The following is a 25,174-nucleotide window of genomic DNA, read 5'->3' as shown; positions in this document are numbered from 1 at the left end:
CGTGCTCAGTTGCCGACGCGGCGGCGGAGGTCCTGGAACGCCGTGTAGTTGGCGATGACCTCGATCCGGCCCGGCGGGCAGGCGGCCACGGCCTGGTCGAGGTTCTCGTAGACCTGGAAGTGCTGGTCGGCGACCTCCAGGCGCACGGCCAGGTCCAGGCGCCGGTCGCCGACGACGCAGATCGGGTGGCCGGTCAGGCGCGTGTAGTCGACGTCCCACAGCCAGGAGGTGTCGGTGCCGTCGGCGCCGCGGGCGTTCACGGAGAGGATGACCGGGGTGGGCGGCGGGTCGATCAGGGAGAACGTCTCCAGCCAGCCGGCCGGGTTCTTCGCGAGCAGCAGACGCAGGTCACGGCCCTGGAACTGGACGACGTCGTAGCGCCCGGCCACCGCCTGCACCTGGTACATGCGCTCCAGCGCGACCTGCGGCGGCACCCCGAACACGGCGGCGACGGCGGCCGAGGAGGCGGCGTTGGCCTTGTTGGCGCGGCCCGGCAGCTGGAGGTGGATCGGCCAGGCCGAGCCGTGCGGGTCGAGGACGTGGTCGCCGGAGAGCGCCCAGCTCGGCGTCGGACGGCGGAAGCCGCACTCACCGCAGAACCAGTCGTCGCCCGGGCGTTGCATCACGCCACCGCACGACGGGCAGGACCAGGCGTCGTCCTTCCACATCTGCCCGGCCGCGACCCAGATCACATTGGGGGAGGAGGACGCCGCCCACACCACCAGCGGGTCGTCACAGTTGGCCACGACCACGGCCTTGGAACCCGCGAGTCCCTCCCGCCAGTTCTCGGCGAGCATGCGGGTCTCGGCGGCGCGGTCGAGCTGGTCGCGCGAGAGGTTGAGCAGGGCGATGCACTTCGGGGCGGTGTCCCGGGCGACGCCCGCGAGGTACTTCTCGTCGACCTCGATGACGCCGTAGCGGGCGTCCGAGCTGCCGGCGAGGGCCGAGGTGATGCCGGCCGGCATGTTGGCGCCGAGCGCGTTGGAGACGACCGGTCCCGCCGCGCGCAGTGCCTCGGCGATGAGCCGGGTGGTGGTGGTCTTGCCGTTCGTCGCGGAGACCAGGATCACGTCCAGGTTCTGGGCGAGCCGGGCGAGCAGGTCGGGGTCGAGTTTGAGCGCGACCCGGCCACCGATCACCGAACCGCTGCCGCGCCCTGCGGCGCGCGATGCCGCCGCGACCGCCTTGCCCGCGGTCACGGCCAGCTTGGCCCGCGGCGAGAGCGGGTCCGAGTTGCCTGCCATCAGTTCTCGATCCTCCTTGCGTACGCGCCGCGCCTTGAAGCCTGACGGCCACGTGGTGTGGACCTCAGCCTATCGAGATCCATTCGCACTCCCGAACCGCGGCACTGTGGCGAACTCGTGTGGGAGGCGCGGACCGACAGGACCTTACTCTTGCCGCCATGCGACACAGCCCCATCCCCGGCGCCCACGGCCGCGTGAGACCCCTCACCCTGCACGGCGATCCGCTCCTGCACGCGCCCTGCGCGGAGGTCACCGACTTCGGCCCCGAACTGGCCCGGCTCGTCGAGGACTTGTTCGCCACCATGTACGCGGCCCAGGGTGTCGGGCTCGCCGCCAACCAGGTCGGCGAGCCGCTGCGGGTCTTCGTCTACGACTGCCCGGACGACGAGGACGTCCGCCATGTGGGCCATGTGATCAACCCGCGTCTGACCGAAATGGACGGTGTGGTGATCCGGGGCCCGGAAGGCTGTCTGTCCCTGCCCGGCCTGGAGGCGGGAACGGAACGGTACGACCACGCGGTCGTCGAGGGCTTCACGGTGACCGGAGAGCCGGTCACCGTCCACGGCACGGGGTTCTTCGCCCGCTGCCTCCAGCACGAGTGCGACCACCTGGAGGGCCGCGTCTACGCGGACCACCTCAGGGGCTGGCGCCACCGCAGGCTGATGCGCCAGGTGAGCCGGGCTTCCTGGAGTGCCTGAGCGTCGTTCCCTCAGGGGCGCGGGGCTGTGTTCGATATGCGGCTCCGCCGCGTGGGCGCGACCGGCCCCGACCGGCGGTGGGCCGGGGCGCGACGGTCAGAACCCCGGGCCCCCCACCCGGTCACCCGCGGCGGCGAGCCGACCCCACAGCAGATCGGCCAGACTCCGCACCAACTCCGCACGGGAACAGGGCCGTTCCCCCAGCCACCAGTCCCCGGCGGCGTGCATCATGCCGACGATCCCGTGCCCCCACACCCGAGCCAGCTGCTGCCCGCCCGGGCCGAGGTCCAGCCGCTCCTCGATGACCTGTGCCAGCTCCTCGCCCATACGCCGCAGCAACGGCGCGCTGTGCTTGCCGACATCGAAGCCCTGATCCCCCGGCTGGCTCCCCTCCGCCGGGTGCATCAGGAACCGGTACACCTGGGGCCGCGCCTCGATCGCCGCGAGGTACGTGTCCAACGTCGCCTCGACCCGCTCCCGTCGGTCCGCCGGCGCGTCCAGCGCCGCCCGCAGCGAGTCCAGCAGCGCGTCCGTGTGCCGTTTGGCAAGGGCCGCGTAAAGTCCGCCCTTGTCGCCGAAGTGCCGGTAGAGAATCGGCTTGGTGATGCCGGCCTCCGCCGCGATCGCGTTCATCGAGGCCTGCGGGCCGTCGCGCAGCACCACCCGGTCGGCGGCTTCCAGCAGCTCACGCCGACGGCGGTCGGCGGACCGTTGCTGATCGGACCGCTGCGTGGTCTCCATGTGCTCTCCCCACCCGTGCTGTTTCGCTGACGCCTGCGCAAACTAACACTGAAGCATGCGCGGGAGACCGGACGGGTGCCGACCGGTCGGTTGGAGTTGACTTCGACTACCCGTCGGTAACAGACTGGTGTTACCGCAAGTAACATGCACGTGTGCCGCTGGAGGGGACGACATGGCCGAGTTCACCATGGAGCTCAACGACGAACAGAAGGAGGTCCGGGACTGGCTGCACGGCTTCGCGGCCGATGTGATCCGCCCCGCGGCCGCCGAATGGGACGAGCGTGAGGAGACTCCCTGGCCGGTCATCCAGGAGGCCGCCAAGGTCGGCATCTACTCCCTGGACTTCTACGCCCAGCAGTACTTCGACTCGACCGGCCTCGGCATACCCATGGCGATGGAGGAGCTCTTCTGGGGTGACGCGGGCATCGCCCTGTCGATCGTCGGCACCGGCCTGGCCGCCGTGGGTGTCCTCGCCAACGGCACCGAGGAGCAGATCGGCACCTGGATCCCCCAGATGTACGGCGACGCCAACGATGTCAAGGTCGCCGCGTTCTGCTCCTCCGAGCCCGACGCCGGCTCCGACGTCGCCTCGATGCGCACCCGCGCCGTGTACGACGAGGCCAAGGACGAGTGGGTGCTCAACGGCACCAAGACCTGGGCGACCAACGGCGGCATCGCCAACGTCCATGTCGTCGTCGCGGTCGTCGACCCCGAACTCGGCTCCAAGGGGCACGCCTCCTTCATCGTCCCGCCGGGGACGCCGGGGCTGGCCCAGGGCCAGAAGTTCAAGAAGCACGGCATCCGCGCCTCGCACACCGCCGAGGTCATCCTCGACAACGTGCGCGTCCCCGGCTCCTGCCTGCTCGGCGGCAAGGAGAAGCTGGACGAGCGGCTGGCCCGCGCACGGGAGAAGGCCAAGCAGGGCGGGGAGCGGGTCAAGAACGCGGCGATGGCCACGTTCGAGGCCTCGCGTCCCGCGGTCGGCGCCATGGCGGTCGGCACCGCCCGCGCCGCCTACGAGGTCGCCCTCGACTACGCCAGGACGCGCGAGCAGTTCGGGCGCCCGATCATCGACAACCAGGGTGTCGCCTTCCAGCTCGCGGACATGCGGACGTCCATCGACGCGGCCCGCCTGCTGGTGTGGCGCGCGTCCTGGATGGCGATCAACGGCAAGCCGTTCACCGCCGCCGAGGGCTCGATGTCCAAGCTGTTCGCGAGCGAGACGGCCAAGAGCGTCACAGCCCAGGCCATCCAGATCCTCGGCGGCAACGGCTACACCCGCGAGTACCCCGTCGAGCGGATGCACCGCGACGCGGCCATCTACACCATCTTCGAGGGCACGAGCGAGATCCAGCGGCTGGTCATCGCCCGGACCCTGGCCGGGGTGCCCATCCGCTAACGGTGTCTCAACGGCGTCAGCTGCTTGATGTCGTACCGCGCCCGCAGCTCCTCGATCGCGGCGTGGTCCGGCGGGCCCCCGGCGCCGAGAATCTCCAGCAGTTCCTCGAAATACCGCTCGTGATCCGGCGGCGGACTCGCCTGGAAGAACACCTTCGCGGGCTCCTCCGTCGGGTTGGCGAACGCGTGCGGGCACCCCGGGGGCACGACGATCACCGTTCCCGGTGTCGCCCGTACCACCCGGTTGCCCGAACGGGACTCCCACTGCTGCCAGTGGTCGGGAGTGCGGACCCGCGGCTCGAAGGCGAGGACGTCCAGCTCGCCCTCGAGGACGTAGAACAACTCCTCGCTGCGGGTGTGCACATGGGCGCCCACGTCGAAGCCCGGGGGCACGACCACCTCGAAGGTGGAGGCCGCCCGGGAGTGCGTGCCGGTCACCTTGAAGGTGACGTGCTGGGCGGGGGCCGCCACCACCCGGCCGTGCCCCGGGGGGACGAGCAGCCCTTCCGTCGCCGTCATCGCCCGCTCACCACGGCACGGGCAGGGGGCAGGATCCCGGTGATCGTCTCTTCGCTCATGTCACCTCGCCTCGTCCCCGCTGTGCCAGCGGCCCAGGGCCATCTCGGCGGTGATACCGGGTCCGAACCCGGCGAGCAGCCCGCGGGCCCGGTCCTCGGGGCCGCCCTCGTCGAACAGCCGGCGCAGCGCGTCCAGGACGACGGCGCTGGCGATGTTGCCGTACTCGGTGAGCGTGGCCCGGCTGAAGCGGAAGGCGTGCGGGTCGACGCGCAGGAAGGTGCTGAGGTCGTCGAGGATTCGGGGCCCGCCGGCGTGCACGATGTAGAAGTCCAGGTCGGAGGCGTCCCAGCCGTGGTCGCCCGCCAAGTCCTGCAGCACCGGGGCGAGCGGCTCCATCGTGGCCGGCACCCGCTTGTCCAGCAGGAAGTGGAAGCCGGTCGCCCTGACGTCGTACGTGATCCACTCCTCGGTCTTGGGGATCAGGTACGAGCCGTTGCGCTCCAGGCGGACTCCCTCGCCGCCCCGGCCGCGGACCACGGCGGCGGCGACGCCGTCACCGAACAGGCCGTTCGACAGCAGTGAGCCGACACCGATGTCGGTCGGCTGGTAGCACAGTGAGCAGAACTCGCAGGCCACGATCAGCGCGTTGGCGTCGGGGTACGCCGTGCAGAAGTCGTGGGCCCGGTTGACGGCCGCGCCGCCGGCCGCGCATCCCAGCTGGGCGATCGGCAGCTGACGGGTGGTCGGGTCGAACCCCATCTCGTTGATGAGCCACGCCGTGAGCGAGGGCATCATGAAGCCCGTGCACGACACGTAGATGATCAGATCCACCTCGGTGGCGAGCAGCTCCGCGTCGTCCAGCGCCCGCTGGACGACCGCGGGCACCCGGGCCTTCGCCTCGGCCTCGTAGAGCTTGTTGCGGTCCGCGAAACCGGGGTGTCTCAGAGTTTCCTCGATGGGCTGCACGATGTGCCGCGTGCGCACACCGGTGTTCTCGATCAGGCGGAGGGCCAGAGGCAGTCGGGGGTGGTCGGCGTGGCGCTCTCGCGCCAGCTCCAGCGTCTCCTCCATCGTGATCACGTGCTCTGGAACGGACACCGCGGGTCTGCACAAAGTCGCCATGAACCGTGCCTGCTTTCGCCGCCCGGAAGGCCTTCGCCCCCGGTCAGAAGGTGCGTCACCTCAAGGAGTGGTCCCCCCACGATCTCCCGCCGGTACACCGACTTCGCGCCGGACTACTCCGTATCGGGCACGCCGTGCCACGCTCGTACGGACACCTCGACGACGGAGGACGCGATGACGCACCCGGCACGGGATCTGCTGAAGACGACGACCGCGGCCCTCGCCCCGGACCCGCGCGCCAACCCGCTGATCCCCCGGATCGCCGACGGCACCGCCACCCGCTCCACCCTCGCCTCGCTGGCCCTGGAACAGACGTGGGTGATCCCGGCGGACCGCCGGGCGTTCGAGTTCCTGGCGGCACGCGGCGAGCCGGCCGACCCGGAGGCCGCGGCCTTCTTCACGGCCCTGGCCGAGGGTGAGGCCCTGGCGGGTGAGCGACTGACGGCGTTCGCGCGAGCGTGCGGAGTGGACGAGGCGCGGGAGGCGTCGTACCAGCCGCTGGCGGGCTGTCAGGAGTACCCCGCGTACGTGGCCTGGCTGGCCCTGAACGCCTCACCGGCCGACGTGGTCCTGGCCCTGACGGCCAACTTCTCCGCGTGGGGAGGCTATTGCGCGACGATCGCGACCGCGCTGCGCGAGCGGTACGGCTTCACCGACGAGGCTTGCGCCTTCTTCGACTTCTTCGCGCAGCCGTCGCCGGAGCTGGATCGACTGGCGACGGCGGCCGTCCAGGCGGCTCTGGACGCCGGGCGCCTCGACGAAGAACGAGCCCACACGTACGGCCGCCTGCTGCAGAACTACGAGGCGATGTTCTGGAACACCTTGAGCCGGGTGCCATGAGGGGCGCGGGACCGTGTTCGATGTGCGGCTCCGCCGCGTGGGCGCGACAAGCCCCCAGGCACCCGCACCACGCCACGACTACGTCGCACTCCCACTGCTGTGCGCGATACAGGCCACATCGATACGGTCGGCCAGTTTCGCCAGCTCGATGGCCAGCTCGGCGACCGTGTCCTCGTCCAGCCCCGACTCCCCGCCTTCCACGAGCCGCACCCACCGACCCCCCACCGTCCGCAAGAGCTTGCTGACATCCGCGGCAGCCACCTGCAAGGTCCCGCGGTCGTCGACGATCAGAGGCAGAGTCACTTCGCGGTTCACAGACGGGATCGTAGCTCCGCAACACTCACGCACCATGCCAAACAGTGGTGATGTTGCAGAACTCTCGGATTCCGTGCCCGGACAGCTCACGCCCGTACCCGGAGCGCTTCACACCGCCGAACGGGAACGCCGGGTGGGACGCCGTCATGCCGTTGAAGAACACCCCGCCGGCCTCCAGGTCGCGTACGAACCGGTCGACCTCCCCCTCGTCCCGCGTCCACACGTTGGAACTCAGCCCGAACGGCGAGTCGTTCGCGATCAGCACGGCCTCGTCGAGGTCGGCCGCCCGGTACAGCGTCGCGACCGGACCGAACGCCTCCTCCCGGTGGATCCGCATCTCGCGGGTGATGCCGGCGAGGATCGTCGGCGTGTAGTACCAGCCCGGCCCGTCAGGCCGTTCGCCACCGCACAGCACCCGGGCCCCGCTGCGGACCGCGTCGTCGACCAGTTCCTCCAGATCGCGCAGGCCCTGCTCGCTGGAGAGCGGCCCGACCTCGGTGTCGTCGGACAGGGGGTCGCCGACCTTCAGCGCCTTCATGCCCTCGGCGAATCGCTCGGCGAAGGCGTCGTAGACGTCCGTGTGCACGATGAACCGCTTCGCCGCGATGCAGGACTGCCCGGTGTTCTGCACCCGCGCGGTCACCGCGACCTTCGCGGCCCGGTCGATGTCGGCGGAGGGCATCACGACGAACGGGTCGCTGCCGCCCAGCTCCAGCACCGTCTTCTTGACCATCTCCCCGGCGGTGGAGGCGACCGCGCGGCCCGCCGGCTCGCTGCCGGTGAGCGTGGCCGCCTTGACCCGCTCGTCGCGCAGGATCTCGTCGACCGCGGCGGAACCGATCAGCAGCGTCTGGAAGGTGCCCTCGGTGAAGCCCGCCCGGTGGAAGAGGTCCTCCAGGTAGAGGGCGGTCTGCGGGACGTTCGAGGCGTGCTTGAGCAGGCCCACGTTGCCCGCCATCAGCGCGGGCGCGGCGAAGCGGACCACCTGCCACAGCGGGAAGTTCCACGGCATGACCGCCAGCACCGGGCCGAGCGGCCGGTAACGGACCCGTACGCGCGAGGCGCCGGAGTCCTTGACGTCGGCGTCGGCGGGTTCCTCGTCGGCGAGCAGTTCCTCGGCGTGGTCGGCGTACCAGCGCATCGCCTTGGCGCACTTCGCCGCCTCGGCGCGGGCCTGCTGGATCGGCTTGCCCATCTCGGTGGTCATCACGCGGGCGATGTCCTGCTGGTCCTCTTCGAGGAGGTCGGCGGCCCGGTGCAGCAGCCGGGCCCGCTCGGCGAAGGTCGTCGTCCGGTACGTGCGGAACGTGGCCTCCGCGAGCTGGAGCCGGCGCTCGATCTCCTCCTCGCCCATGGCCTCGTACGTCTTGAGCGTCTCGCCGTTCGCCGGGTTCACCGTTGCGATGGGCATGGCTGACCTCCCTCGGAGCGGGCTGTGTCTCGACCTTCCCGCGCGGCGGAGGGGACCGCAACGCGGGAGCGTCTCCTCAGGGCGAGTGCTCCGCCAGGCGGTCGAGAAACGCCGCCTGCGCCTTGACGATCACCGCGCGGGCCCGGTCCGGGCCGAACCACGCCACCCGGTCCAGCTCGGGGAACTCCTGGAGCCGCCCCGACCTCGGCGGCCACTCCATCCGGAAGGTGCCGGGCGCGATCGTCGCCGGGTCGAGGTCCGCCTCGACCGCCCAGGCCGTGACGATCTTGCCGTTGGTCTGCCGGACCTCGCCGAGATCGAGGGCCTCGCCGTCGGGCGGGGGGAGCCCCAGCTCTTCCTGGAACTCGCGGCGGGCAGCCTCCCAGGCGGGCTCGTCCGGCTCGTACTCGCCCTTGATCACGGTCCACGCCCCGGCGTCGCGCCGGGCGAAGAACGGGCCGCCCATGTGGCCGAGCAGTACTTCGAGGCCGTCGCCGGTGCGGCGGAAGAGCAGCAGGCCGGCGCTGCGCCTCACGGCTTCAGCTCCGGGTGCGCGGCGAGGAGCGTCTCGACCGTGTCGGCGTCCTCGGGGCGCTTGTCCTCCCGGTAGCGGATCACGCGGGCGAAGCGGAGGGTGACGCCGGCCGGGTAGCGGGTGGAGCGCTGGAGCCCGTCGTAGGCGATCTCGACGACGAGTTCCGGGCGGACGGTCACGACGTGGCCGTTGTCGTCGACGGCGAGCTGCTGGAGCCGTTCGGTCTGCCAGGTGAGCGTCGCGTCGGTCATGCCCTTGAAGGTCTTGCCGAGCATGGCGAGGCCACCGTCGGCGGTGCGGGCGCCCAGGTGGAGGTTGGAGAGCTTGCCGGTGCGGCGGCCGTGGCCCCACTCGGCGGCCAGGACCACCAGGTCGAGGGTGTGGACGGGCTTCACCTTCAGCCAGGACGCCCCGCGCCGGCCCGCGCTGTAGGGGGCGTCGAGCGCCTTGGCGACGACGCCCTCGTGGCCGCGCTTCAGGGTCTCGGCGAGGAACTCCTCCGCGGTGGGCGTGTCGTCCGGGCCGGACACCAGCGTGCGCCGCACCCGCATCGGCTCGGGCACCAGGCGGGCCAGCTCGGCGTGCCGCTCGGCGAAGGGCAGGTCCAGCAGGTCGTGGCCGTCCACGGACAGCGCGTCGAAGAAGACGGGGGAGACCGGCACCGCGCGGGCGGCCGTCGCCACGTCCGTGCGGGAACCGACGCGCCCGGCGGTCTCCTGGAACGACCGGGGGCGCCCGTCCTCGTCGAAGGAGATCACCTCGCCGTCCAGGATGAACCGCTCGCCCCGCAACTGAAGGGCGGCGGCCGTCACTTCCGGCAGACGGTCGGTGATGTCGTCGAGGGTGCGGGTGTAGAGCCGAACGGTGTCGCCGTCGCGGTGCACCTGCACGCGGATGCCGTCCAGTTTCTCCTCCACCGCGCATCCGCCCAGCTTGTCCACCGCCTCGGCCACCGAGGAGGCGCTGTGCGCCAGCATCGGCAGGACCGGGCGGCCGACGGTGAGGCGGAAGCGGTCGAGGCAGGCGGGGCCGTCCGCGAGCAGCGCCTCGGCCACCGCCTGGAGGGAACCCGCGAGCATCACGGCCCTTCGTACGTCGGCGGACGGCGCGCCGGTCGCCTGGGCGAGGCCCTCGACCGCCACCGCGTCCAGCGCGCCCTGCCGGACCTCGCCGGTGAGCAGACCCAGCAGGAACCGCTGCTCGTCCTCGGTGGCCGCGCCCATCAACTCGCCGACCAGACGGGACCGTTCCGCCTGGGAGCCGGGACCGGACACCTTGGCGAGCTCGGACAGCCGGGCGTCCACCTCCCGCACGGTCAGGCCCGGTTCGGCGGCCGGGTCGACCGGGCGGCCGAGCACCTTCCAGCCGACGCCGATCCGGCCCTGCGGCAGCCGGCCGGCCAGATACGGGATCACGATCGGCACGTCGTCGGCCTCGGCGTCCCGGAAGAGCTCCGCGAGCAGGGCCGTCTTGCGGGACCGCGCCGAGGTGGCGGCGACCTCCCGGGACACTCGGGCCAGCCGGTGCAGCAGCATGCAGCCATGGTGCACCGGAGGCGATGCCTCTACACCTGGGCGGCCGCGTCGAGGTCGGTCATCAGCAGATCCCCGACGATCGCGGACGCCGCCCGGTACCCGCCGCTCGCCGCGTGCACGACCTGTTCGGCGAAGCCGATCGCGTTGCCCGCGGCCCACACGCCCGGCACCGTCGTCAGACCGGTCGCGTCGACCACCGGATACGCGCCGAACGGCGTCTCGTGCAGCTCGGCACCCAGCCGCTCCAGCAGGCCGGTCTGCGGAACGGCCCGCGGGGCGACGAACAGCACCGAGCGGGCGTGGGTCGTACCTCCCCCGGAGGGGGTACCCCCGGCGAGCCGGACGCCGGTGAGCCGGTCGTCCTCGACCACCAGCTCCGCGACCTCCCCGGGCACCACCTCCACCCCGGCCGCGGCGAGCCGGCGCAGATCCTCGTCGGACAGCTCCTCCTCGGCGACCGTGTGCAGGAAGAGCCGCACGTCCTTCGACCACTGGGACACCATCAGCGCCTGGTGCACGCTCGCCGGGCTCGACGCCAGCACCCCGAAGGCCTGGTCGCGCACCTCCCAGCCGTGGCAGAACGGGCAGTGCAGCACGTCCCGGCCGAACCGCTCGGCGACCCCGGGAACCGCGGGCAGCTCGTCCTTCAGCCCCGTGGCCACGATCAGCCGCCGGGCCCGCACGGTCCGGCCGCCGGCCAGCACCACGGTGAAGTCCTCGCCCTTGTCCACCTCCACGACGCGGTCCCGCACGAGTTCCACGCCGTAGCGCGCGATCTCCTCCCGGCCGATGGCCAGGAACTCGGCGGGCGGCATGCCGTCCCGGGACAGATAGCCCTGCATGTGAGCGGCCGGCGCGTTGCGCGGTTCGCCCGCGTCGACCACCAGCGTGTGGTGCCTGGCCCGCCCCAGCACCAGCGCCGCGGACAGGCCCGCCGCGCCCCCGCCGATGACGACCACCGCGTACTTCTCGGTCATGTGACCACCTCCGCTGCCGAGCGTCTCCCGGCGCTGCGGGATTGACAAACGGCTTTGCCGAATCTGCAATACGTCCATGACGACGGACGAGGTACTCGCGGGCGTGGGCCCCCGGCTGCGGCAGATGCGGAAGGAACGGGAGGTGACCCTGGCGGCACTGTCCGAGACCACCGGCATCTCCGTCAGCACCCTCTCGCGGCTGGAGTCCGGCCTGCGCAAACCCAGTCTGGAACTGCTGCTGCCGATCGCGCGCGCCCATCAGGTGGCCCTGGACGAGCTGGTCGGCGCCCCGCCGACCGGTGATCCGCGCGTGCGCTCCAAGCCGATCGTGATGGGCGGCCGCACCCACTGGCCGCTCACCCGCCAGCCCGGCGGCCTTCAGGCCTACAAGGTCCTGGAACCGCGGCGCAGACAAGAACCGGAACCGCGGACGCACGAGGGTTACGAGTGGCTGTACGTGCTGGCCGGGAAGCTGCGCCTGGTGCTGGGCGAGCACGACGTGGTGCTCACGGCGGGGGAGGCCGCCGAGTTCGACACCCGGGTGCCGCACTGGTTCGGGTCGACGGGGGAGGGGCCCGTGGAGTTCCTCAGCCTGTTCGGGCCGCAGGGCGAGCGGATGCATGTGCGGGCCCGGCCGAAGGGCGCGTGACAGAGGGCCGTGACAGAGGGCCGTGGCGGACGGCTGTGACGGACGGCTGTGACGGACGGGAAACCTCTGCGCGGGAGATTGACCGGAGACTGTTCCCTGATGGGCAAGCGACCGCTTAGTATGCGAACCGACCCCGGTCAGACGAAGCAGTCCCCCGTGGAGGCCCCGCATGCAGGCATGGCAAGTGCACGAGAACGGTGAGCCGGGCGAGGTGATGCGGCTCGAGGACGTGGAGCCCCCCACGCCCGGTGACGGCCAGGTCCTGCTGAAGGTACGGGCGGCCAACATCAACTTCCCGGACGCCTTGCTGTGCCGCGGCCAGTACCAGGTCAGGCCGCCGCTGCCGTTCACCCCGGGCGTGGAGATCTGCGGCGAGACCGAGGACGGCCGCCGGGTGATCGCCAACCCGGCGCTGCCGCACGGCGGCTTCGCCGAGTACGCCGTCGCGGACGCCGCCGCGCTCCTGCCCGCGCCCGACGCCCTCGACGACGCCGAGGCCGCGGCCCTGCACATCGGCTACCAGACGGGCTGGTTCGGTCTGCACCGCCGGGCCGGTCTGGAGGCCGGCGAGACCCTGCTCGTCCACGCTGCCGCTGGAGGGGTCGGCAGCGCGGCCGTGCAGCTCGGGAAGGCCGCCGGCGCCACCGTCATCGGTGTCGTCGGCGGCTCCGGGAAGGCGGTCGTCGCCCGCGAGCTCGGCTGCGACGTCGTGATCGACCGGCGCTCCGAGGACGTCGTCGCCGCCGTCAAGGAGGCCACCGGCGGCCGGGGCGCCGACGTGATCTACGACCCGGTCGGCGGCGAGGCCTACACGCAGTCCGCCAAGGCGGTCGCCTTCGAGGGGCGGATCGTCGTCGTCGGCTTCGCCAGCGGCACGATCCCCAGCCCGGGCCTGAACCACGCCCTGGTGAAGAACTACTCGATCCTCGGCCTGCACTGGGGCCTGTACAACACCAAGAACCCCAAACTGGTCCAGCACTGCCACGAGCAGCTCACCGAGCTGGCCGCCCGGGGTGCGATCAAGCCGCTGGTGAGCGAGCGGGTGCCGCTCGGCTCGGCGGCGAGCGCCGTGCAGAAGGTGGCGGACGGTCTGACCACCGGCCGGGTCGCGGTCGTCATGGAGGAGACAGCATGACCGACACCGAGGAACTGCGCCGCCGCACCCGGGAGTTGCTGGCCGCCCACCCGCCGGCCTCCACCGACCGGCTGGACTTCCTCCGGGCCCGCTTCGACGCCGGACTGGCCTGGGTGCACTACCCGGAGGGCCTCGGCGGGCTCGGCGCTCCCCGGTCCCTCCAAGCCGTCGTGGACGCCGAACTGGAGGCCGCCGGGGCGCCCGACAACGACCCGCGGCGCATCGGCATCGGCCTCGGCATGGCCGCTCCGACCATCCTGGGCTTCGGCACCGACGAGCAGAAGCGGCGGTACCTCAGGCCCCTGTGGACGGGGGAGGAGGTCTGGTGCCAGCTGTTCAGCGAACCCGGAGCCGGGTCCGACCTGGCCGCGCTGGGCACGCGGGCGGTCCGAGAGGGCGACGGCTGGGTGGTCAACGGGCAGAAGGTGTGGACGTCCAGCGCCCATGTGGCCCGCTGGGCGATCCTCATCGCCCGCACCGACCCGGAGGTGCCCAAGCACCGGGGCATCACGTACTTCGTCTGCGACATGACCGACCCGGGTGTCGAGGTGCGGCCGCTGCGGCAGATCACCGGCGAGGCCGAGTTCAACGAGGTGTTCCTCACCGACGTCCGCATCCCGGACGCGCGGCGCCTCGGTGCGGTCGGCGACGGCTGGAAGGTCGCCCAGACCACGCTGAACAACGAGCGTGTCGCCATCGGGGGCATGCGACTGCCCCGCGAGGGCGGCATGATCGGCCCGATCTCGAAGACCTGGCGCGAGCGGCCCGAGCTGCGCACGCACGACCTGCACCAGCGCCTGCTGAAGCTCTGGGTGGAGGCCGAGGTCTCCCGCCTCACCGCGGAGCGGCTGCGCCAGCAGCTCGTCGTGGGCCAGCCCGGCCCCGAGGGCGCCGGCATGAAGCTGGCCTTCGCCCGCCTGAACCAGGAGATCAGCGGCCTGGAGGTGGAACTCCTCGGCGAGGAGGGCCTGCTGTACGACGACTGGACCATGCGGCGCCCGGAGCTGGTCGACTTCACCGGCCGCGACGCCGGGTACCGCTACCTGCGCTCCAAGGGCAACAGCATCGAGGGCGGGACCAGCGAGGTCCTGCTGAACATCGTCGCCGAGCGCGTCCTCGGCCTGCCCGCCGAGCCGCGCACCGACAAGGACGTCGCCTGGAAGGACCTCGCCCGATGAGCGACCTGTTGTACTCGGAAGAGGAAGAGGCGCTGCGCGCCGCCGTCCGCGACCTGCTCACCGACCACTGCGACGCCCCCGGCGTCATCGCCCGCACCGAGTCGGACACCCCGCACCACCGGGTCCTGTGGAAGGCCCTGACCGACGGCATGGGCCTCGCCGGCCTGCTGGTGCCCGAGGAACTCGACGGCCAGGGCGCCACCCACCGCGAAGTCGCCGTGGTGCTGGAGGAACTGGGCCGCGCGGTCGCACCCGTGCCGTATCTGACGAGCGCGGTCGTCGCCACCGAGGCCCTGCTGGCCTGCGGCACCGAGGACCTGCTCCGCGACCTCGCGACCGGGACGACGATCGGTGCCCTCGCGGTCGCCCTCGACGTCGCACCGGGCGCCGCCTACCGGACCGTCCGGCACGACGACGGCGCCCTGCACGGGGAACTGACCGGCATCGCCGACGCGGTCGTGGCGGACGTCCTCCTCGTGCCCGCCGACGACGGCGGCCTGTACGCGGTCGACGCCTCGGCCGCGACCGTCACCCCCCTGACCTCCCTGGACCTGACCCGGCCGCTCGCGACCGTCAGCCTCGACGGGGCGCCGGGCCGGCTCCTGGGCGACGCGGAACCCGCCGTGCGCCGCGCCCTGCGCGCCGGGGCCGGGCTGCTCGCCTCGGAGCAGTGCGGGCTGGCCGAGTGGACGCTGACCGAGACCGTCCGCTACCTGAAGGAACGCAAGCAGTTCAACCGGCCCGTCGGCGGCTTCCAGGCACTCAAGCACCGGTTGGCCCAGCTGTGGCTGGAGGTCGTCAGCACCCGCGCGGCCGCCCGCAACGCCGCCGACGCCCTGACCACCGGCGAGGACGTCGACGTGGCCGTCTCCGTCGCCCAGGCCTACGCGGCGCCCGTGGCGGTGCACGCCGCCGAGGAGGCCCTGCAACTGCACGGCGGCATCGGCATGACGTGGGAGCACCCCGCGCACCTGTACCTCAAGCGCGCGAAGGCCGACTCGATCGCCTACGGCACCGCCGGTGCCCACCGGGAGGCCCTGGCCGGCCTGGTCGACCTGCGGGCTCCCTGACGTCCATCCGTCCGACACCGGGCGACCTCCCGGAACGTCCGGAACACCCGCAACGCCCCCGGAGCACCCGCAACGCCCGGAGCAGCCCGGAAAAGCCCGTCCCGTCAGGGGCGGGCCTTTTCGTGCGCCCCTTGCCGCGCCCCGGCCCGGTGAAGTGAACGCGTAGCGGCCGTCCAGCCAACTCCGCGCACGGGCCTGCTCCTTGAGCCGACCTGGACCCCATACTCACAGGGTTCCCGTACGGCACCTCCAGGGAGGCAGAGCATGGCCCACACCACCCGTCGCCGAGCCCTCACCACCCTCGGCGCAGCCCTCGCGGGCTCGATCGCCCTCCCGGCCGCATCCGCGCCGGCCGGCGAACGCACGCACCGGCCCCGCCCCTTGTGGCGCGCCCACGCCCACAACGACTACGAGCACCCGCGTCCTCTGTTCGACGCTCTCGACCACCGCTTCGGCAGCGTCGAGGCCGACATCCACCTCGTCGGCGACCAGCTCCTCGTCGCCCACGACCCGCAGGACCTCGACCCGGCCCGCACCCTCGAGTCCCTGTACCTCGCCCCGCTCGCCGCCCGCGTCCGGGCCCACCACGGCTCGGTGTACCGGGGGTACCGCGGCTCGCTCCAACTGCTCGTCGACATCAAGACCGAGGGCGCGACGACGTACCTCGCACTCGACCGTCACCTGCGGCGCCACCGGCACCTGTTCACCACGTACGCCCACGGCCGCGTCCACCGAGGTCCGGTCACCGTCGTGATCTCGGGCGATCGCGCCGCCCGCGCGCCCATGGAGGCCCAGACCGTCCGGCGCGCCTTCTATGACGGCCGCCTCGCCGACCTCGGCAGCCAGGCGCCGGCCTCCTTCATCCCGCTGATCAGCGACAACTGGACGCTCAACTTCACCTGGCGGGGCGTGGGCCCGTTCCCCGACGCCGAGCGGCACAAGCTGCGGGGCATCGTGAGGACCGCCCACAAGCGCGGGCAGAAGGTGCGGTTCTGGGCGACCCCGGACCTGGCCGGACCCGCCCGCGACGCGCTGTGGGGCGAACTGCGCGCCGCCGGCGTCGACCACCTCAACACCGACGACCTCGCCGGGCTGGAGGCGTTCCTCGACGCCCGCCGGGCGGCCTGAGGCGGCAGAACACCACACGTTCGGCGGACAGGTCAGCCGCCCGGACGAACCCTTCGCTACGCCACACTTGCGGCCGAACGCCGTGAACCGGACATGGCGGCGTGGCGGAGGAGTTGACGATGGCCATTTCCATCTCTGTGGTGCTGCTGCTCGTGATCCTGGCGGTGATCTTCCTGCGCAACGGCGGGCTGAAGGTCTCCCATGCGCTGGTCTGCCTGCTGCTCGGCTTCTACCTGGCCAGCACCAGCATCGCCCCCACCATCCACAGCGGCGTCACGGCGACGGCGGACATCGTCAGCGGTCTGCGGCCCTGACGTCACCCGGAGAACACGCCGATGCCGTTGGGGACGGGGCGTTCGGCGCCGCCGCTGGGGTGATTGCGCACCGAGACCTCGCTCGCGCCCGGCTTCCGGGCGACCAGGGTCGACGACCCGCCGCCGTCCAGGCTGAAGGCGTCCTCGGCGCCCAGGTCCCTCATGGCGGCGGCGACTTCGGCGATCGTCAGACCGCTGCGGTAGGCGGCGGCACCGTCCAGCGCGAGCAGCAGCACGTGCCGCCCGCCGTCGGCGATCCCCACGGCCGTACGGACGGCCGACGTCGTGCTGTCGAGCCCCGGAACCGGCTGCCCGTCCGTGAGGACCGGGTAGCCGCCGAGGGCGAGCCGGTACGCGGCGCCGTCCGTGGCCGCCACGAGGCCGTGCTCGATCTCGACCGTCTCACCGGTGGAGAACTTGCGCAGTTGCCGGGCGCCCGCCTCCCGGCCGACCAGCACGGTGGTCCCCGCGGCGATGGGGCCGCTGCCCGGGGTGTCGGCGGCCGACACGACCTCGCCGTCGCGGACCGTCACCTCGTGGACGTCCGTGCTGCACGGGGCGGCGCGGTCCGTGTCCGTGCCGCACGTCGCGCGGACCCGGGAGGCACTGCCCCACTCCGAGGTGAACGCCCCGACCGACCCCACAGGGAGCGCGTACTGGTTGAGCCCGCCGAGAGGCAGCTCGGTCTCGGACGTACGGACCGCACCGGCGAGCGCCAGCCGGTCCAGCCGTGCCCGGCCGTCACCGTCCACGCCGAACACGTCCTGGGTGCTGGTGCCCGGGGGCAGGGCCGGCCCGAAACGCTGGCCGTTCGGCACGGCCGCTTTGAGCGTCCGCCCGGCGGCGATCGCCGGTCCCACACTCGCCCCGGTCGCCTCGACGCCCGGATGCTGTGTCTCGCTGATGTTGAAGAAGTCGCCGTTGACACCGGCGACCGCCCCTTGGGTGTTCGCCATCGCCGAGACCTGGGCGCGCGAGGCCACCGCCCCCGGGTACAGCAGGTCGACCCGCACCTGAGGGTTGCTCAGGTCGACCTTCAGCACATGCGCGTGCGTCACCCCCTTGGCCGCCTCGATGTCGAACTCCTCGTACGTCACGCCCGGCGCGACCCGCCCGCCCTTCTGGACGGCGCCGGCCGGAGCCGCCCCGGCCAGCGCCGCGCCGGTCAGCGCGCCGAACGCCGTGACAAACGCCAGTACCGCTCTGCCTGCTCGCGCGCGCCTGTGCCGACCTGTCACCGTGCCCCCTGATGCCTCGTCAACCGTGCGGATGCTCAGGGGCAGTGCACCAGACCACGGGGCCCGGCAGGGTGGCTGAGCGCCGACCACGCGGGAACGGCTGAAAAAACGCACCCCTCCGGGTGCTTCAGCTGTCACCCGTTCCGGTGTCGTACGGGGTGAAAGACGCGGGCGCGTGGTCGATCGGCAGACCGGGCCGCCACGCGGTGAGAGCCTGCGCACTGCACACGAACAACTGCTCCGGCAGCCGGTCCAGGCCGAACCAGCGCCAGCGGCCGACGCTCTCCCCGGGCTGGTCCGACGGCTCGCCCCGCCAGGCGGTGACCCGGGCCGCCACGGTCATGCGGACGACACCGCCCGCGTCGTCCAGGAGCGTCCCGAGCAGCCGGACGTCCTCGGGCCCGGCCGTGAGCCCGGTCTCCTCGCCGAGTTCACGCACGACCGCCTCCCGCAGCGACTCCCCGGGCTCCACCGTCCCGCCGGGCAGCTCCCACGTCCCGCGCCGGTGCCGGCCCAGCAGCAGCCCGCGTGGCCCGTACAGGACGGCGCCCACCCCGAGCGCGGCGTGCGGCGGCGGTGGCCTGTCGACACGAGGCCGGGAGGAGACCCGGACCGGCCGTGTCACCCGGAAGAGCCGGTACGACGTCCTGTTGCCGTCCTGCGGCGCGTCGAGGACGTCGATCCCCTCCACGCGCAGCCCGTACTCGGTGAGCAGCTCCGTCCAGAGTTCCGGGGCGAGCACCCAGAGGGGGACGGTGACCTCTCCGCCACCCGACGGCCGCAGGACCGCCGGCCGGGCGGCGACCCGGTCCGACGGTCCGTCACCACGACTGTCGGTGTGCGGCACCCGGAAACAGAGCCGGCCACCCGGCCGCAGTGCCCCGGCCAGAGCCGGCAGCAGCCGATGCGGATCGATGTACGGGACGGCGTCGACGGAATAGACGACGTCGTACGGCTCCGCCCTGCGCAGGTGTTCCACCGCGTCGCCCAGGACCAGCCGCAGCCCGGGCAGCGAGCCGTAGCGGGCCCGGGCCCGCTCGTACTGCCCGGCCGAGGCGTCTACGGCGTCCACCAGCGCTCCGTGGGCCCGGACCAGATGGGCGGCGTGCCGGGCCGGACCGCACCCGAGGTCCAGCACCCGCCGGCCCGTCAGGTCCCCGAGCACCTCGCTCCCCGGCCCGCCGCCCTCGAACCCCCAGCCGATGTCTGCCGCTTCGGGCGACACCGTGCCCCGTTCCGGATGGTGTGCTCCGTACGTGTCCCGCCCCTCGGCGTCGACCGCCTCCGGTTCGTCAGCCAAGGCTCAGCCACCCGCCACGGCGTCACGCGGCAGCACCGTGACCCGGCGGAAGTTGCACCCCGTGCGCCGCCGCTCCGCGTCGTCGGCGGGCGGGGTCTGGTGGGCCTTGAGCGCGATGCTCACCAGACTCAGCAGCAGGTCGATGTCCGCCTCGCAGTCGAGGTGGACCGTCACCCAGCACGATCCGGGCAGCAGGTGGATCGCGCTCGAACCGGCGAGATCGTAGTGGAAGCGCTGGATGGCCCGGCGAGTGAGATGGAGGTCCACGTCCCGTGAGGAGTGGAAGTGGACGATCTCGTCACGGACGGAACGGAGCGCCCTTCCGGTACCGCAACCCGCCGGGCCCGCCATCAGGTCGGGCCAGGCCTGCAGGCGCTCCATGGCGCGCTGGGCCAGAGTCATGGCCCCATCGTCGCCTGCTCACCGGTCCGCAACCAGAGGTTGAACGATTTGTAACCGGGACGTGAGGTGGACCGCGGGGCTACGACCGGCGTTTCAGGCGGACTTGACGAGTCTGAGGTAGCGCTTCCAGTCCCAGTGCCGGCCCGGGTCGGTGTGGTCGCTGCCGGGTACCTCGTGATGGCCGATGATGTGCGCGCGGTTCCTCGCGATGCCGTACCTCGCGCAGATCGCCGCGGTGAGCCGGGCCGACCGCTCGTACATGGCGTCGGTGAAGCAGCCGGGCCGGTCCACCCAGCCTTCGTGCTCGATGCCGATACTGCGGGTGTTGTAGTCCCAGTTCCCCGCGTGCCACGCGATGTCGGACTCGCGCACGCACTGCGCCACGCGCCCGTCGGACGAGCGCACCACGTAGTGCGCGGACACGTTCTTCTCGGGGTTGCGGAAGACGGACAGGGTGCCGGAGTACGTCGTCTGCGCCACGTGGATGATCACGTAGTGCAGCGGATGGGCGCGCGGGCGGTTCGACGGCGTGTAGTTGCCGCGGCTCGCCGGGTGCCATGCCGCTCCGGGATGATCGACGGCTTGCGGCCGGGCGCCGGCCCGGGCGCCGGTGAGCAGGACGGACGGGACGGCGGTGAGGGCGGCGCCTGCGAGGATGCCGCGCCTGCCGGGGAAGGAGGAGATCCGTGCCATGAGCGTGTGCCTCTTCAGGGCTCGACGGGAGGGTTTTCCTTGATCGACTGCGGCGAGCGGCGGCCGTTGTGGTCGCGGCCCGCGGTGATCAAGTTACGGCTCCCGGCGGCCGGTCGCGGGGAGACGATGCGATGCGGTGGACGAGCCCGTGGATGTGGACAACTCCCTCACCCGGGCGGGTGATTCGGGGCATCGGCGAGCCGCTGGTGACTGTTTTCGGGGGCCTGTTTCAGGCCTGCCCGGCGACGGCCGCCGGGTCGTCCAGCACCGCCCGCACCACCGAGTGCGCGGCCCCCAGCAGCGGCCCCTGAGGGCCCAGCCCGGACACGGACACGGGGCAGGCCGGACCCGCCGTACGACGGGACAGCTCCTCCCGCAGGGAGGGCAGCAGCCAGGGCGCCAGCCCGGACAGTTCCCCGCCCAGGACCACGCTCTGCGGGTCGAGCAGGTTGACCGCCCCGGTCAGGGCCACGCCGAGCGCGGTCCCCGCGTCGCACAGGGCGCGGCGTACGTCCTCGTCGCCGTCCGCCGCACGTCCCGCGAGCAACCCGACCCGGTCCCCGCCGGGTTCCAGACCGGCCGCGCGCAGCACGGCCTCCTCCCCGGCGTACTGCTCCAGGCAGCCTCGCCCTCCGCAGGCGCACTCCGGCCCGTCCGGCTGGACCGGCATGTGCCCCAACTCGCCCGCGAAACCGCGGGTTCCGCGCAGCAGACCGCCGTCCACCACGACCGCCGCGCCGATCCCGATCTCCGCCGAGACGTGCAGGAAGTCGCGGGGCGTGCCGTCCCCCAGCCAGAGCTCGGCGAGGGCGCCGAAGTTGGCCTCGTTGTCCACGGTCAGCGGGAGGCCCGCCGGCAGCAGCTCGCCGAGGTCCGTGTCGTGCCAGCCGAGGTTCGGGGCGCGCACGACGGTCCGGGCGTCGCGCGCCACCAGGCCCGGCACGGCCACGGCGAGTCCGGCCGGCCACAGGCCTTCGCCCTCGGCCTCGGCGACGACCTGCCGGATCAGCTCGGTGAGTTCCTCGAGCACGGGTTGGGGGGAGCGGCCGCGGTTCGCTCCCTGCCGTATCGCCCGCGACCGGGTCGTGCCGCGCAGGTCGACGGCGCAGACCGCGAGATGGTCGACGCCGACCTCAGCGCCGATGCCGGCCGGGCCGCGTCCGCTGACGGCGAGCGCGGAGCCCGGGCGGCCCACCCGGCCGGGCCGCTCGGGCCCCAGTTCCTCCAGCAGTCCCGAGCGGATGAGTTCGTCGACGAGGGTCGACACCGCGGCCCGGGTCAGGCCGATCCGCGAGGCGACGGCGGCCCGGGACAGCGGTCCCTCGGCGCGGACGGCGTGCAGGACGCGGGCGAGATTGCGGCGGCGCATGCCCTGCTGGGTGTCGGGCAGTGCGCGTCCCGGACCGGCGGGGCGTGCCTCGTGCAGCGGTGCGGTCATGCCTGACGCCAGTCCTCAGTGGGTGTCGGTGGGCCGCTCCAGCAGCGGAGCCGCGTCGGAGAGTACCCCGGCGATCCTGGCCAGCGTCTCCTGGTCCCGTTCGACGGCGTCGAGCACCGGCCCGGCGGCCGTGTCCCAGCGGCGCGCGACCGCCGCCGGGTCCTCCCCGGTCAGCAGGCCCGCCGCCTGCGCGGCGGCGCCGAGCGCGACCAGCTCCTTGGCCTCGGGCACCTGCACGGGACGTCCCGACAGCCGCCGTACGGTCTGCTGCCAGGCGGTGCCCCGGGCGCCGCCACCGATCAGCAGCAGCGGCTCCGAGGGGTCCGCTTCCTCGTCGAGGACCAGGTCGAGTGCCCCGAGCAGGGAGTGCACGGCACCGTCGTAGGCGGCCTGGAGCAGCTGGCCGGCGGTCGTGTCGTGACGCAGGCCGTGCAGCAGACCGGAGGCGTTCGGCAGGTTCGGGGTGCGTTCACCGTCCAGGTAGGGCAGCAGCGTCACGGCCGTGCCGGGCTCCACCGCCTCGCGGTCCAGCCCCAGCAGCGCCGCGACGCGGTCGACGGCGAGCGTGCAGTTCAGGGTGCAGGCCAGCGGCAGCCAGTCGCCGCGGGCGTCGGCGAAACCCGCCACCGTGCCGCTCGGGTCGGCAGGCCTGTGCCGCGACACGGCGTACACCGTGCCCGAGGTGCCGAGGCTCATCACCGGCACGCCCGGCCGGACCCCGAGGCCCAGTGCCGCGGCGGCGTTGTCCCCCGTGCCGGGCGCGACCAGGGTGCCCCGGGAGAACGGCAGGTCATGGCCGTCGCGCACCGTGCCCGCCACCTCGCCGGGCCGGACCACACGGGGCAGCAGGGCCGGGTCGAGCCCCACGTGCGCCAGGATCTCCTCGTCGTACGCCTGTGTCCCGGACGCCCACCAGCCCGTTCCGGAGACGTCGCCGCGGTCGGTCGTGCCCTGCCCGGTGAGCCGCTCGGTGAGGTAGTCGTGGGGGAGCCGCACGGCCTTCGTGGCACGCACCGCCTCCGGCTCGTGCTCGGCCAGCCAGGCCCACTTGGTGACGGTGAACGAGGCGGCGGGCACGCTTCCGGTGCGGTCGGCCCAGAACTTCGCGCCGCCCAGTTCCTCCGTGAGCCGGCGGGCCTGCGGCGCCGAGCGCACGTCGTTCCACAGCAGGGCGGGCCGCACCGGCTCACCCCGGCCGTCCAGGGTGACCAGGCCGTGCTGCTGCCCGCCGACCGACACAGCGGCGGCCTCGTGCGCCGCGTCACCGCACTGGCGCAGGGCCTCGCACAGCGCGTCCCACCACTGGCGCGGGTCGGTCTCGCGCCCGGCCCCCGAGGAGACCGTGTGCGGCGCCTGGCCGCTCGCGACCACCCGGCCGGTGGACGCGTCGACGACCAGCGCCTTGGTGGACTGGGTGGACGAATCCACACCGACGACGAGCGGACCCTCGGCTGCTGACATCGGGCTTCTCCCTACTGCGCGCGGCACGTGACTCCGTTCGGAGGCACCTTGTCTCTTCCCAGAGAGGTGCTCGCATACTAATTTGTAAATCGGCATGACGAAATACCCCCAGCGAGCAAGGAGCCGCGGCATGAGCTACCAGCCCACCCCCGAGGACAGGTTCACGTTCGGCCTGTGGACCGTCGGCTGGCAGGGACGGGACCCCTTCGGCGACGCCACGCGGCGTGCCCTCGACCCGGTCGAGACGGTGCAGAGCCTGGCCGAGCTGGGCGCCCACGGTGTGACCTTCCACGACGACGACCTGATTCCCTTCGGCTCCGGTGACACCGAGCGTGAGGCGCACATCAAGCGCTTCCGGCAGGCGCTGGACGCCACGGGCATGAAGGTCCCGATGGCCACCACGAACCTCTTCACGCACCCCGTCTTCAAGGACGGCGCGTTCACCGCCAACGACCGCGACGTGCGCCGCTACGCCCTGCGCAAGACCATCCGCAACATCGACCTCGCCGCCGAACTCGGTGCCGAGGTGTACGTGGCCTGGGGTGGCCGCGAGGGTGCCGAGTCCGGCGCCGCCAAGGACGTCCGCGCGGCCCTGGACCGGATGAAGGAGGCCTTCGATCTGCTCGGCGAGTACGTCACCTCCCAGGGCTACGACCTGCGCTTCGCGATCGAGCCCAAGCCGAACGAGCCGCGCGGTGACATCCTGCTGCCGACCGTCGGCCACGCCCTGGCGTTCATCGAGCGCCTGGAGCGTCCCGAGCTGTACGGCGTGAACCCCGAGGTCGGGCACGAGCAGATGGCCGGGCTGAACTTCCCGCACGGCATCGCACAGGCGCTGTGGGCGGGCAAGCTCTTCCACATCGACCTCAACGGCCAGTCCGGCATCAAGTACGACCAGGACCTGCGCTTCGGCGCCGGCGACCTGCGTGCCGCGTTCTGGCTGGTCGACCTGTTGGAGTCGGCGGGCTACGCCGGTCCGCGCCACTTCGACTTCAAGCCGCCGCGGACCGAGGACCTCGACGGCGTGTGGGCCTCGGCGGCCGGGTGCATGCGCAACTACCTCATCCTCAAGGAGCGCGCCGCCGCCTTCCGCGCCGACCCGGAGGTCCAGGAGGCCCTGCGCGCGGCCCGCCTGGACGAGCTGGCCCGGCCCACCGCCGCGGACGGCCTCCAGGCGCTGCTCTCCGACCAGTCGGCGTTCGAGGCGTTCGACGTGGAGGCGGCCGCCGCGCGCGGCATGGCGTTCGAGCACCTGGACCAGTTGGCGATGGATCACCTGCTGGGGGCACGTGGCTGAGACCACGCGCGCGTGCGGGCCCGTCGGCCGGTCACTCCGGCCGGCCGACGGACCCGTCATGCACCGGAATCATGCGATCCATGCCATGAGTCCGTATCAGCTTCCGCACGCCCCTCCCGGCTCGCGCGGTGCGCGGCGACTCTGGTCGGTATGGCCCTGCCGCCCGTACCGCCGCACCCGCCCGGACCTCCCCGGCGCCGCAATCCGCTGTTCGTGCTGCTCGCCGTGATCGTGGCCGTGGTGGCCGTGTCCCTCGTCGTGCTCATGGCCTCGGGCAGAGGCGACTCGCCGGACGAGGAGCCGTCGGGCGAGAGCACGAGCCGCACTCCCGCCCCGTCCTTCGGCATCCCCACCAAGCTGCCCAGTGAGCTGCCGACCCGGCTGCCCTCGGGCTTCCCTACCCGGCTGCCGAGCGGTCTGCCCAGCGATCTTCCGAGCGGCGTCGAATCGCTCCTCCCGTCCCTGGATCCCGGCGATCTCCTGCCGTGACGCCTGCGTCCTGAAGGCCGAGGCCCCGACGGAGGGCCCGGTCCGGG

At 72.6% G+C, this 25,174-nt stretch carries 26 protein-coding genes; 11 read left to right on the top strand and 15 right to left on the bottom strand.

Annotated elements, in window-relative coordinates:
- Window positions 1-5: 5 nt before the first annotated feature.
- Window positions 6-1,244, bottom strand: coding sequence for a MurT ligase domain-containing protein (locus ACFY9E_RS21280; protein WP_030835363.1), 1,239 nt, complete (start codon window positions 1,242-1,244; stop codon window positions 6-8).
- Window positions 1,245-1,402: 158 nt separating this feature from the next.
- Here ACFY9E_RS21280 and def point away from each other — a divergent pair, with 158 nt between their 5' ends.
- Window positions 1,403-1,942, top strand: coding sequence for a peptide deformylase (gene def, locus ACFY9E_RS21275; RefSeq protein WP_390986206.1), 540 nt, complete (start codon window positions 1,403-1,405; stop codon window positions 1,940-1,942).
- 96 nt (window positions 1,943-2,038) lie between these two features.
- On the opposite strand, the gene ACFY9E_RS21270 is transcribed toward def, so the two are convergent.
- Window positions 2,039-2,683, bottom strand: coding sequence for a TetR family transcriptional regulator (locus ACFY9E_RS21270; protein ID WP_390986203.1), 645 nt, complete (start codon window positions 2,681-2,683; stop codon window positions 2,039-2,041).
- A gap of 172 nt (window positions 2,684-2,855) precedes the next feature.
- On the opposite strand from ACFY9E_RS21270, the gene ACFY9E_RS21265 reads away from it, so the two are divergent.
- Window positions 2,856-4,082, top strand: coding sequence for an acyl-CoA dehydrogenase family protein (locus ACFY9E_RS21265; RefSeq protein ID WP_390986200.1), 1,227 nt, complete (start codon window positions 2,856-2,858; stop codon window positions 4,080-4,082).
- Here the strand turns inward: ACFY9E_RS21265 and ACFY9E_RS21260 are convergent.
- Window positions 4,079-4,600, bottom strand: a complete 522-nt coding sequence (locus ACFY9E_RS21260; RefSeq protein WP_390986197.1) for a cupin domain-containing protein — start codon at window positions 4,598-4,600, stop codon at window positions 4,079-4,081. The two genes, ACFY9E_RS21265 and ACFY9E_RS21260, sit on opposite strands and share 4 nt — an antisense overlap.
- Before the next feature lie 60 nt (window positions 4,601-4,660).
- Window positions 4,661-5,722, bottom strand: a complete 1,062-nt coding sequence (locus tag ACFY9E_RS21255) for a 3-oxoacyl-[acyl-carrier-protein] synthase III C-terminal domain-containing protein (protein ID WP_390986194.1) — start codon at window positions 5,720-5,722, stop codon at window positions 4,661-4,663.
- 174 nt (window positions 5,723-5,896) lie between these two features.
- Between ACFY9E_RS21255 and ACFY9E_RS21250 the strand changes: the two genes are divergently transcribed.
- Window positions 5,897-6,562: a transcriptional regulator gene (locus ACFY9E_RS21250; protein ID WP_390986191.1), complete on the top strand. Its 666-nt coding sequence runs from the start codon at window positions 5,897-5,899 to the stop codon at window positions 6,560-6,562.
- A 78-nt stretch (window positions 6,563-6,640) separates the two neighbouring features.
- Here the strand turns inward: ACFY9E_RS21250 and ACFY9E_RS21245 are convergent, their stop codons facing one another.
- The 5 genes from ACFY9E_RS21245 to ACFY9E_RS21225 all read right to left on the bottom strand — a co-directional run bounded on the left by ACFY9E_RS21245 (window position 6,641) and on the right by ACFY9E_RS21225 (window position 11,335).
- A complete protein-coding gene (locus ACFY9E_RS21245; protein WP_283970907.1) occupies window positions 6,641-6,877 on the bottom strand; it encodes a DUF6213 family protein in 237 nt (78 codons plus the stop codon).
- Between the two features lie 25 nt (window positions 6,878-6,902).
- On the bottom strand, window positions 6,903-8,288 hold the full coding sequence (locus ACFY9E_RS21240; RefSeq protein WP_390986188.1) for an NADP-dependent succinic semialdehyde dehydrogenase: 1,386 nt from the start codon (window positions 8,286-8,288) through the stop codon (window positions 6,903-6,905).
- 76 nt (window positions 8,289-8,364) lie between these two features.
- The gene (locus tag ACFY9E_RS21235) at window positions 8,365-8,823 is read right to left on the bottom strand and encodes an NUDIX domain-containing protein (RefSeq protein ID WP_390986186.1); all 459 of its coding nucleotides are present in this window, start codon (window positions 8,821-8,823) and stop codon (window positions 8,365-8,367) included.
- Complete coding sequence (locus tag ACFY9E_RS21230; RefSeq protein WP_390986183.1) at window positions 8,820-10,358, bottom strand: ATP-dependent DNA ligase; 1,539 nt, start codon at window positions 10,356-10,358, stop codon at window positions 8,820-8,822. Before ACFY9E_RS21230 ends, ACFY9E_RS21235 begins: the two co-directional genes overlap by 4 nt.
- Window positions 10,359-10,387: 29 nt before the next feature.
- A complete protein-coding gene (locus tag ACFY9E_RS21225) occupies window positions 10,388-11,335 on the bottom strand; it encodes an FAD-dependent oxidoreductase (protein ID WP_390986180.1) in 948 nt (315 codons plus the stop codon).
- A 76-nt stretch (window positions 11,336-11,411) separates the two neighbouring features.
- On the opposite strand from ACFY9E_RS21225, the gene ACFY9E_RS21220 reads away from it, so the two are divergent.
- From ACFY9E_RS21220 to ACFY9E_RS21195, 6 genes are all read left to right on the top strand, one after another.
- Window positions 11,412-11,984, top strand: a complete 573-nt coding sequence (locus ACFY9E_RS21220; RefSeq protein ID WP_390986177.1) for a cupin domain-containing protein — start codon at window positions 11,412-11,414, stop codon at window positions 11,982-11,984.
- A gap of 169 nt (window positions 11,985-12,153) precedes the next feature.
- Window positions 12,154-13,119 carry a zinc-binding dehydrogenase gene (locus tag ACFY9E_RS21215; protein ID WP_390986174.1) on the top strand — a complete coding sequence of 322 codons (966 nt, stop codon included), beginning with the start codon at window positions 12,154-12,156 and terminating at the stop codon, window positions 13,117-13,119.
- Window positions 13,116-14,297 (top strand): acyl-CoA dehydrogenase family protein, encoded by a 1,182-nt coding sequence (locus tag ACFY9E_RS21210; RefSeq protein WP_390986171.1) that lies wholly within the window; start codon window positions 13,116-13,118, stop codon window positions 14,295-14,297. Before ACFY9E_RS21215 ends, ACFY9E_RS21210 begins: the two co-directional genes overlap by 4 nt.
- A complete protein-coding gene (locus tag ACFY9E_RS21205) occupies window positions 14,294-15,367 on the top strand; it encodes an acyl-CoA dehydrogenase family protein (protein ID WP_390986168.1) in 1,074 nt (357 codons plus the stop codon). Before ACFY9E_RS21210 ends, ACFY9E_RS21205 begins: the two co-directional genes overlap by 4 nt.
- A 264-nt stretch (window positions 15,368-15,631) precedes the next feature.
- On the top strand, window positions 15,632-16,495 hold the full coding sequence (locus tag ACFY9E_RS21200) for a phosphatidylinositol-specific phospholipase C/glycerophosphodiester phosphodiesterase family protein (protein WP_390986166.1): 864 nt from the start codon (window positions 15,632-15,634) through the stop codon (window positions 16,493-16,495).
- A gap of 119 nt (window positions 16,496-16,614) precedes the next feature.
- Entirely contained in the window at window positions 16,615-16,809 is a 195-nt protein-coding gene (locus ACFY9E_RS21195; RefSeq protein WP_390986164.1) for a hypothetical protein, read from the top strand.
- A 2-nt stretch (window positions 16,810-16,811) separates the two neighbouring features.
- Here ACFY9E_RS21195 and ACFY9E_RS21190 read toward each other — a convergent pair whose 3' ends face one another.
- The 6 genes from ACFY9E_RS21190 to xylB form a co-directional block, all read right to left on the bottom strand.
- Window positions 16,812-18,047, bottom strand: coding sequence for a phosphodiester glycosidase family protein (locus ACFY9E_RS21190; protein ID WP_390986161.1), 1,236 nt, complete (start codon window positions 18,045-18,047; stop codon window positions 16,812-16,814).
- Between the two features lie 127 nt (window positions 18,048-18,174).
- Window positions 18,175-19,347, bottom strand: coding sequence for an NUDIX domain-containing protein (locus ACFY9E_RS21185; protein WP_390986160.1), 1,173 nt, complete (start codon window positions 19,345-19,347; stop codon window positions 18,175-18,177).
- A gap of 3 nt (window positions 19,348-19,350) precedes the next feature.
- Window positions 19,351-19,749 carry a luciferase family protein gene (locus ACFY9E_RS21180; RefSeq protein WP_390986157.1) on the bottom strand — a complete coding sequence of 133 codons (399 nt, stop codon included), beginning with the start codon at window positions 19,747-19,749 and terminating at the stop codon, window positions 19,351-19,353.
- 93 nt (window positions 19,750-19,842) lie between these two features.
- Window positions 19,843-20,442, bottom strand: coding sequence for an N-acetylmuramoyl-L-alanine amidase (locus tag ACFY9E_RS21175; RefSeq protein ID WP_390986154.1), 600 nt, complete (start codon window positions 20,440-20,442; stop codon window positions 19,843-19,845).
- A 229-nt stretch (window positions 20,443-20,671) separates the two neighbouring features.
- Window positions 20,672-21,880, bottom strand: a complete 1,209-nt coding sequence (locus tag ACFY9E_RS21170; protein WP_390986152.1) for an ROK family protein — start codon at window positions 21,878-21,880, stop codon at window positions 20,672-20,674.
- A 15-nt stretch (window positions 21,881-21,895) separates the two neighbouring features.
- Window positions 21,896-23,341, bottom strand: a complete 1,446-nt coding sequence (gene xylB, locus ACFY9E_RS21165; protein WP_390986149.1) for a xylulokinase — start codon at window positions 23,339-23,341, stop codon at window positions 21,896-21,898.
- Window positions 23,342-23,471: 130 nt separating this feature from the next.
- Between xylB and xylA the strand changes: the two genes are divergently transcribed.
- Both xylA and ACFY9E_RS21155 read left to right on the top strand, forming a co-directional pair.
- On the top strand, window positions 23,472-24,638 hold the full coding sequence (xylA, locus tag ACFY9E_RS21160; RefSeq protein ID WP_390986146.1) for a xylose isomerase: 1,167 nt from the start codon (window positions 23,472-23,474) through the stop codon (window positions 24,636-24,638).
- 150 nt (window positions 24,639-24,788) lie between these two features.
- Window positions 24,789-25,127, top strand: coding sequence for a hypothetical protein (locus ACFY9E_RS21155; protein WP_390986143.1), 339 nt, complete (start codon window positions 24,789-24,791; stop codon window positions 25,125-25,127).
- The last annotated feature ends 47 nt before the right edge of the window (window positions 25,128-25,174 follow it).

Source organism: Streptomyces sp. NPDC012466 (genome assembly GCF_042955215.1).
GTDB lineage: Bacteria > Actinomycetota > Actinomycetes > Streptomycetales > Streptomycetaceae > Streptomyces.
The sequence above is the reverse complement of the archived record's forward strand: the minus strand, read 5'-3'. Positions and strand labels throughout refer to the sequence as shown.

What these genes read in the sequence shown, in the direction of transcription:
- ACFY9E_RS21210 (WP_390986171.1), top strand. Translation starts at nt 13,116, where the DNA reads ATGACCGACACCGAGGAACTGCGCCGCCGCACCCGGGAGTTGCTGGCC.
- ACFY9E_RS21265 (WP_390986200.1), top strand. Translation starts at nt 2,856, where the DNA reads ATGGCCGAGTTCACCATGGAGCTCAACGACGAACAGAAGGAGGTCCGG.
- ACFY9E_RS21180 (WP_390986157.1), bottom strand. Translation starts at nt 19,749, where the DNA reads ATGACTCTGGCCCAGCGCGCCATGGAGCGCCTGCAGGCCTGGCCCGAC.
- ACFY9E_RS21215 (WP_390986174.1), top strand. Translation starts at nt 12,154, where the DNA reads ATGCAGGCATGGCAAGTGCACGAGAACGGTGAGCCGGGCGAGGTGATG.
- ACFY9E_RS21225 (WP_390986180.1), bottom strand. Translation starts at nt 11,335, where the DNA reads ATGACCGAGAAGTACGCGGTGGTCGTCATCGGCGGGGGCGCGGCGGGC.
- ACFY9E_RS21205 (WP_390986168.1), top strand. Translation starts at nt 14,294, where the DNA reads ATGAGCGACCTGTTGTACTCGGAAGAGGAAGAGGCGCTGCGCGCCGCC.
- xylB (WP_390986149.1), bottom strand. Translation starts at nt 23,341, where the DNA reads ATGTCAGCAGCCGAGGGTCCGCTCGTCGTCGGTGTGGATTCGTCCACC.
- ACFY9E_RS21175 (WP_390986154.1), bottom strand. Translation starts at nt 20,442, where the DNA reads ATGGCACGGATCTCCTCCTTCCCCGGCAGGCGCGGCATCCTCGCAGGC.
- ACFY9E_RS21170 (WP_390986152.1), bottom strand. Translation starts at nt 21,880, where the DNA reads ATGACCGCACCGCTGCACGAGGCACGCCCCGCCGGTCCGGGACGCGCA.
- ACFY9E_RS21270 (WP_390986203.1), bottom strand. Translation starts at nt 2,683, where the DNA reads ATGGAGACCACGCAGCGGTCCGATCAGCAACGGTCCGCCGACCGCCGT.
- ACFY9E_RS21230 (WP_390986183.1), bottom strand. Translation starts at nt 10,358, where the DNA reads ATGCTGCTGCACCGGCTGGCCCGAGTGTCCCGGGAGGTCGCCGCCACC.
- xylA (WP_390986146.1), top strand. Translation starts at nt 23,472, where the DNA reads ATGAGCTACCAGCCCACCCCCGAGGACAGGTTCACGTTCGGCCTGTGG.
- ACFY9E_RS21195 (WP_390986164.1), top strand. Translation starts at nt 16,615, where the DNA reads ATGGCCATTTCCATCTCTGTGGTGCTGCTGCTCGTGATCCTGGCGGTG.
- ACFY9E_RS21155 (WP_390986143.1), top strand. Translation starts at nt 24,789, where the DNA reads ATGGCCCTGCCGCCCGTACCGCCGCACCCGCCCGGACCTCCCCGGCGC.
- ACFY9E_RS21220 (WP_390986177.1), top strand. Translation starts at nt 11,412, where the DNA reads ATGACGACGGACGAGGTACTCGCGGGCGTGGGCCCCCGGCTGCGGCAG.
- ACFY9E_RS21255 (WP_390986194.1), bottom strand. Translation starts at nt 5,722, where the DNA reads ATGGCGACTTTGTGCAGACCCGCGGTGTCCGTTCCAGAGCACGTGATC.
- ACFY9E_RS21250 (WP_390986191.1), top strand. Translation starts at nt 5,897, where the DNA reads ATGACGCACCCGGCACGGGATCTGCTGAAGACGACGACCGCGGCCCTC.
- ACFY9E_RS21200 (WP_390986166.1), top strand. Translation starts at nt 15,632, where the DNA reads ATGGCCCACACCACCCGTCGCCGAGCCCTCACCACCCTCGGCGCAGCC.
- ACFY9E_RS21240 (WP_390986188.1), bottom strand. Translation starts at nt 8,288, where the DNA reads ATGCCCATCGCAACGGTGAACCCGGCGAACGGCGAGACGCTCAAGACG.
- ACFY9E_RS21260 (WP_390986197.1), bottom strand. Translation starts at nt 4,600, where the DNA reads ATGACGGCGACGGAAGGGCTGCTCGTCCCCCCGGGGCACGGCCGGGTG.
- ACFY9E_RS21280 (WP_030835363.1), bottom strand. Translation starts at nt 1,244, where the DNA reads ATGGCAGGCAACTCGGACCCGCTCTCGCCGCGGGCCAAGCTGGCCGTG.
- def (WP_390986206.1), top strand. Translation starts at nt 1,403, where the DNA reads ATGCGACACAGCCCCATCCCCGGCGCCCACGGCCGCGTGAGACCCCTC.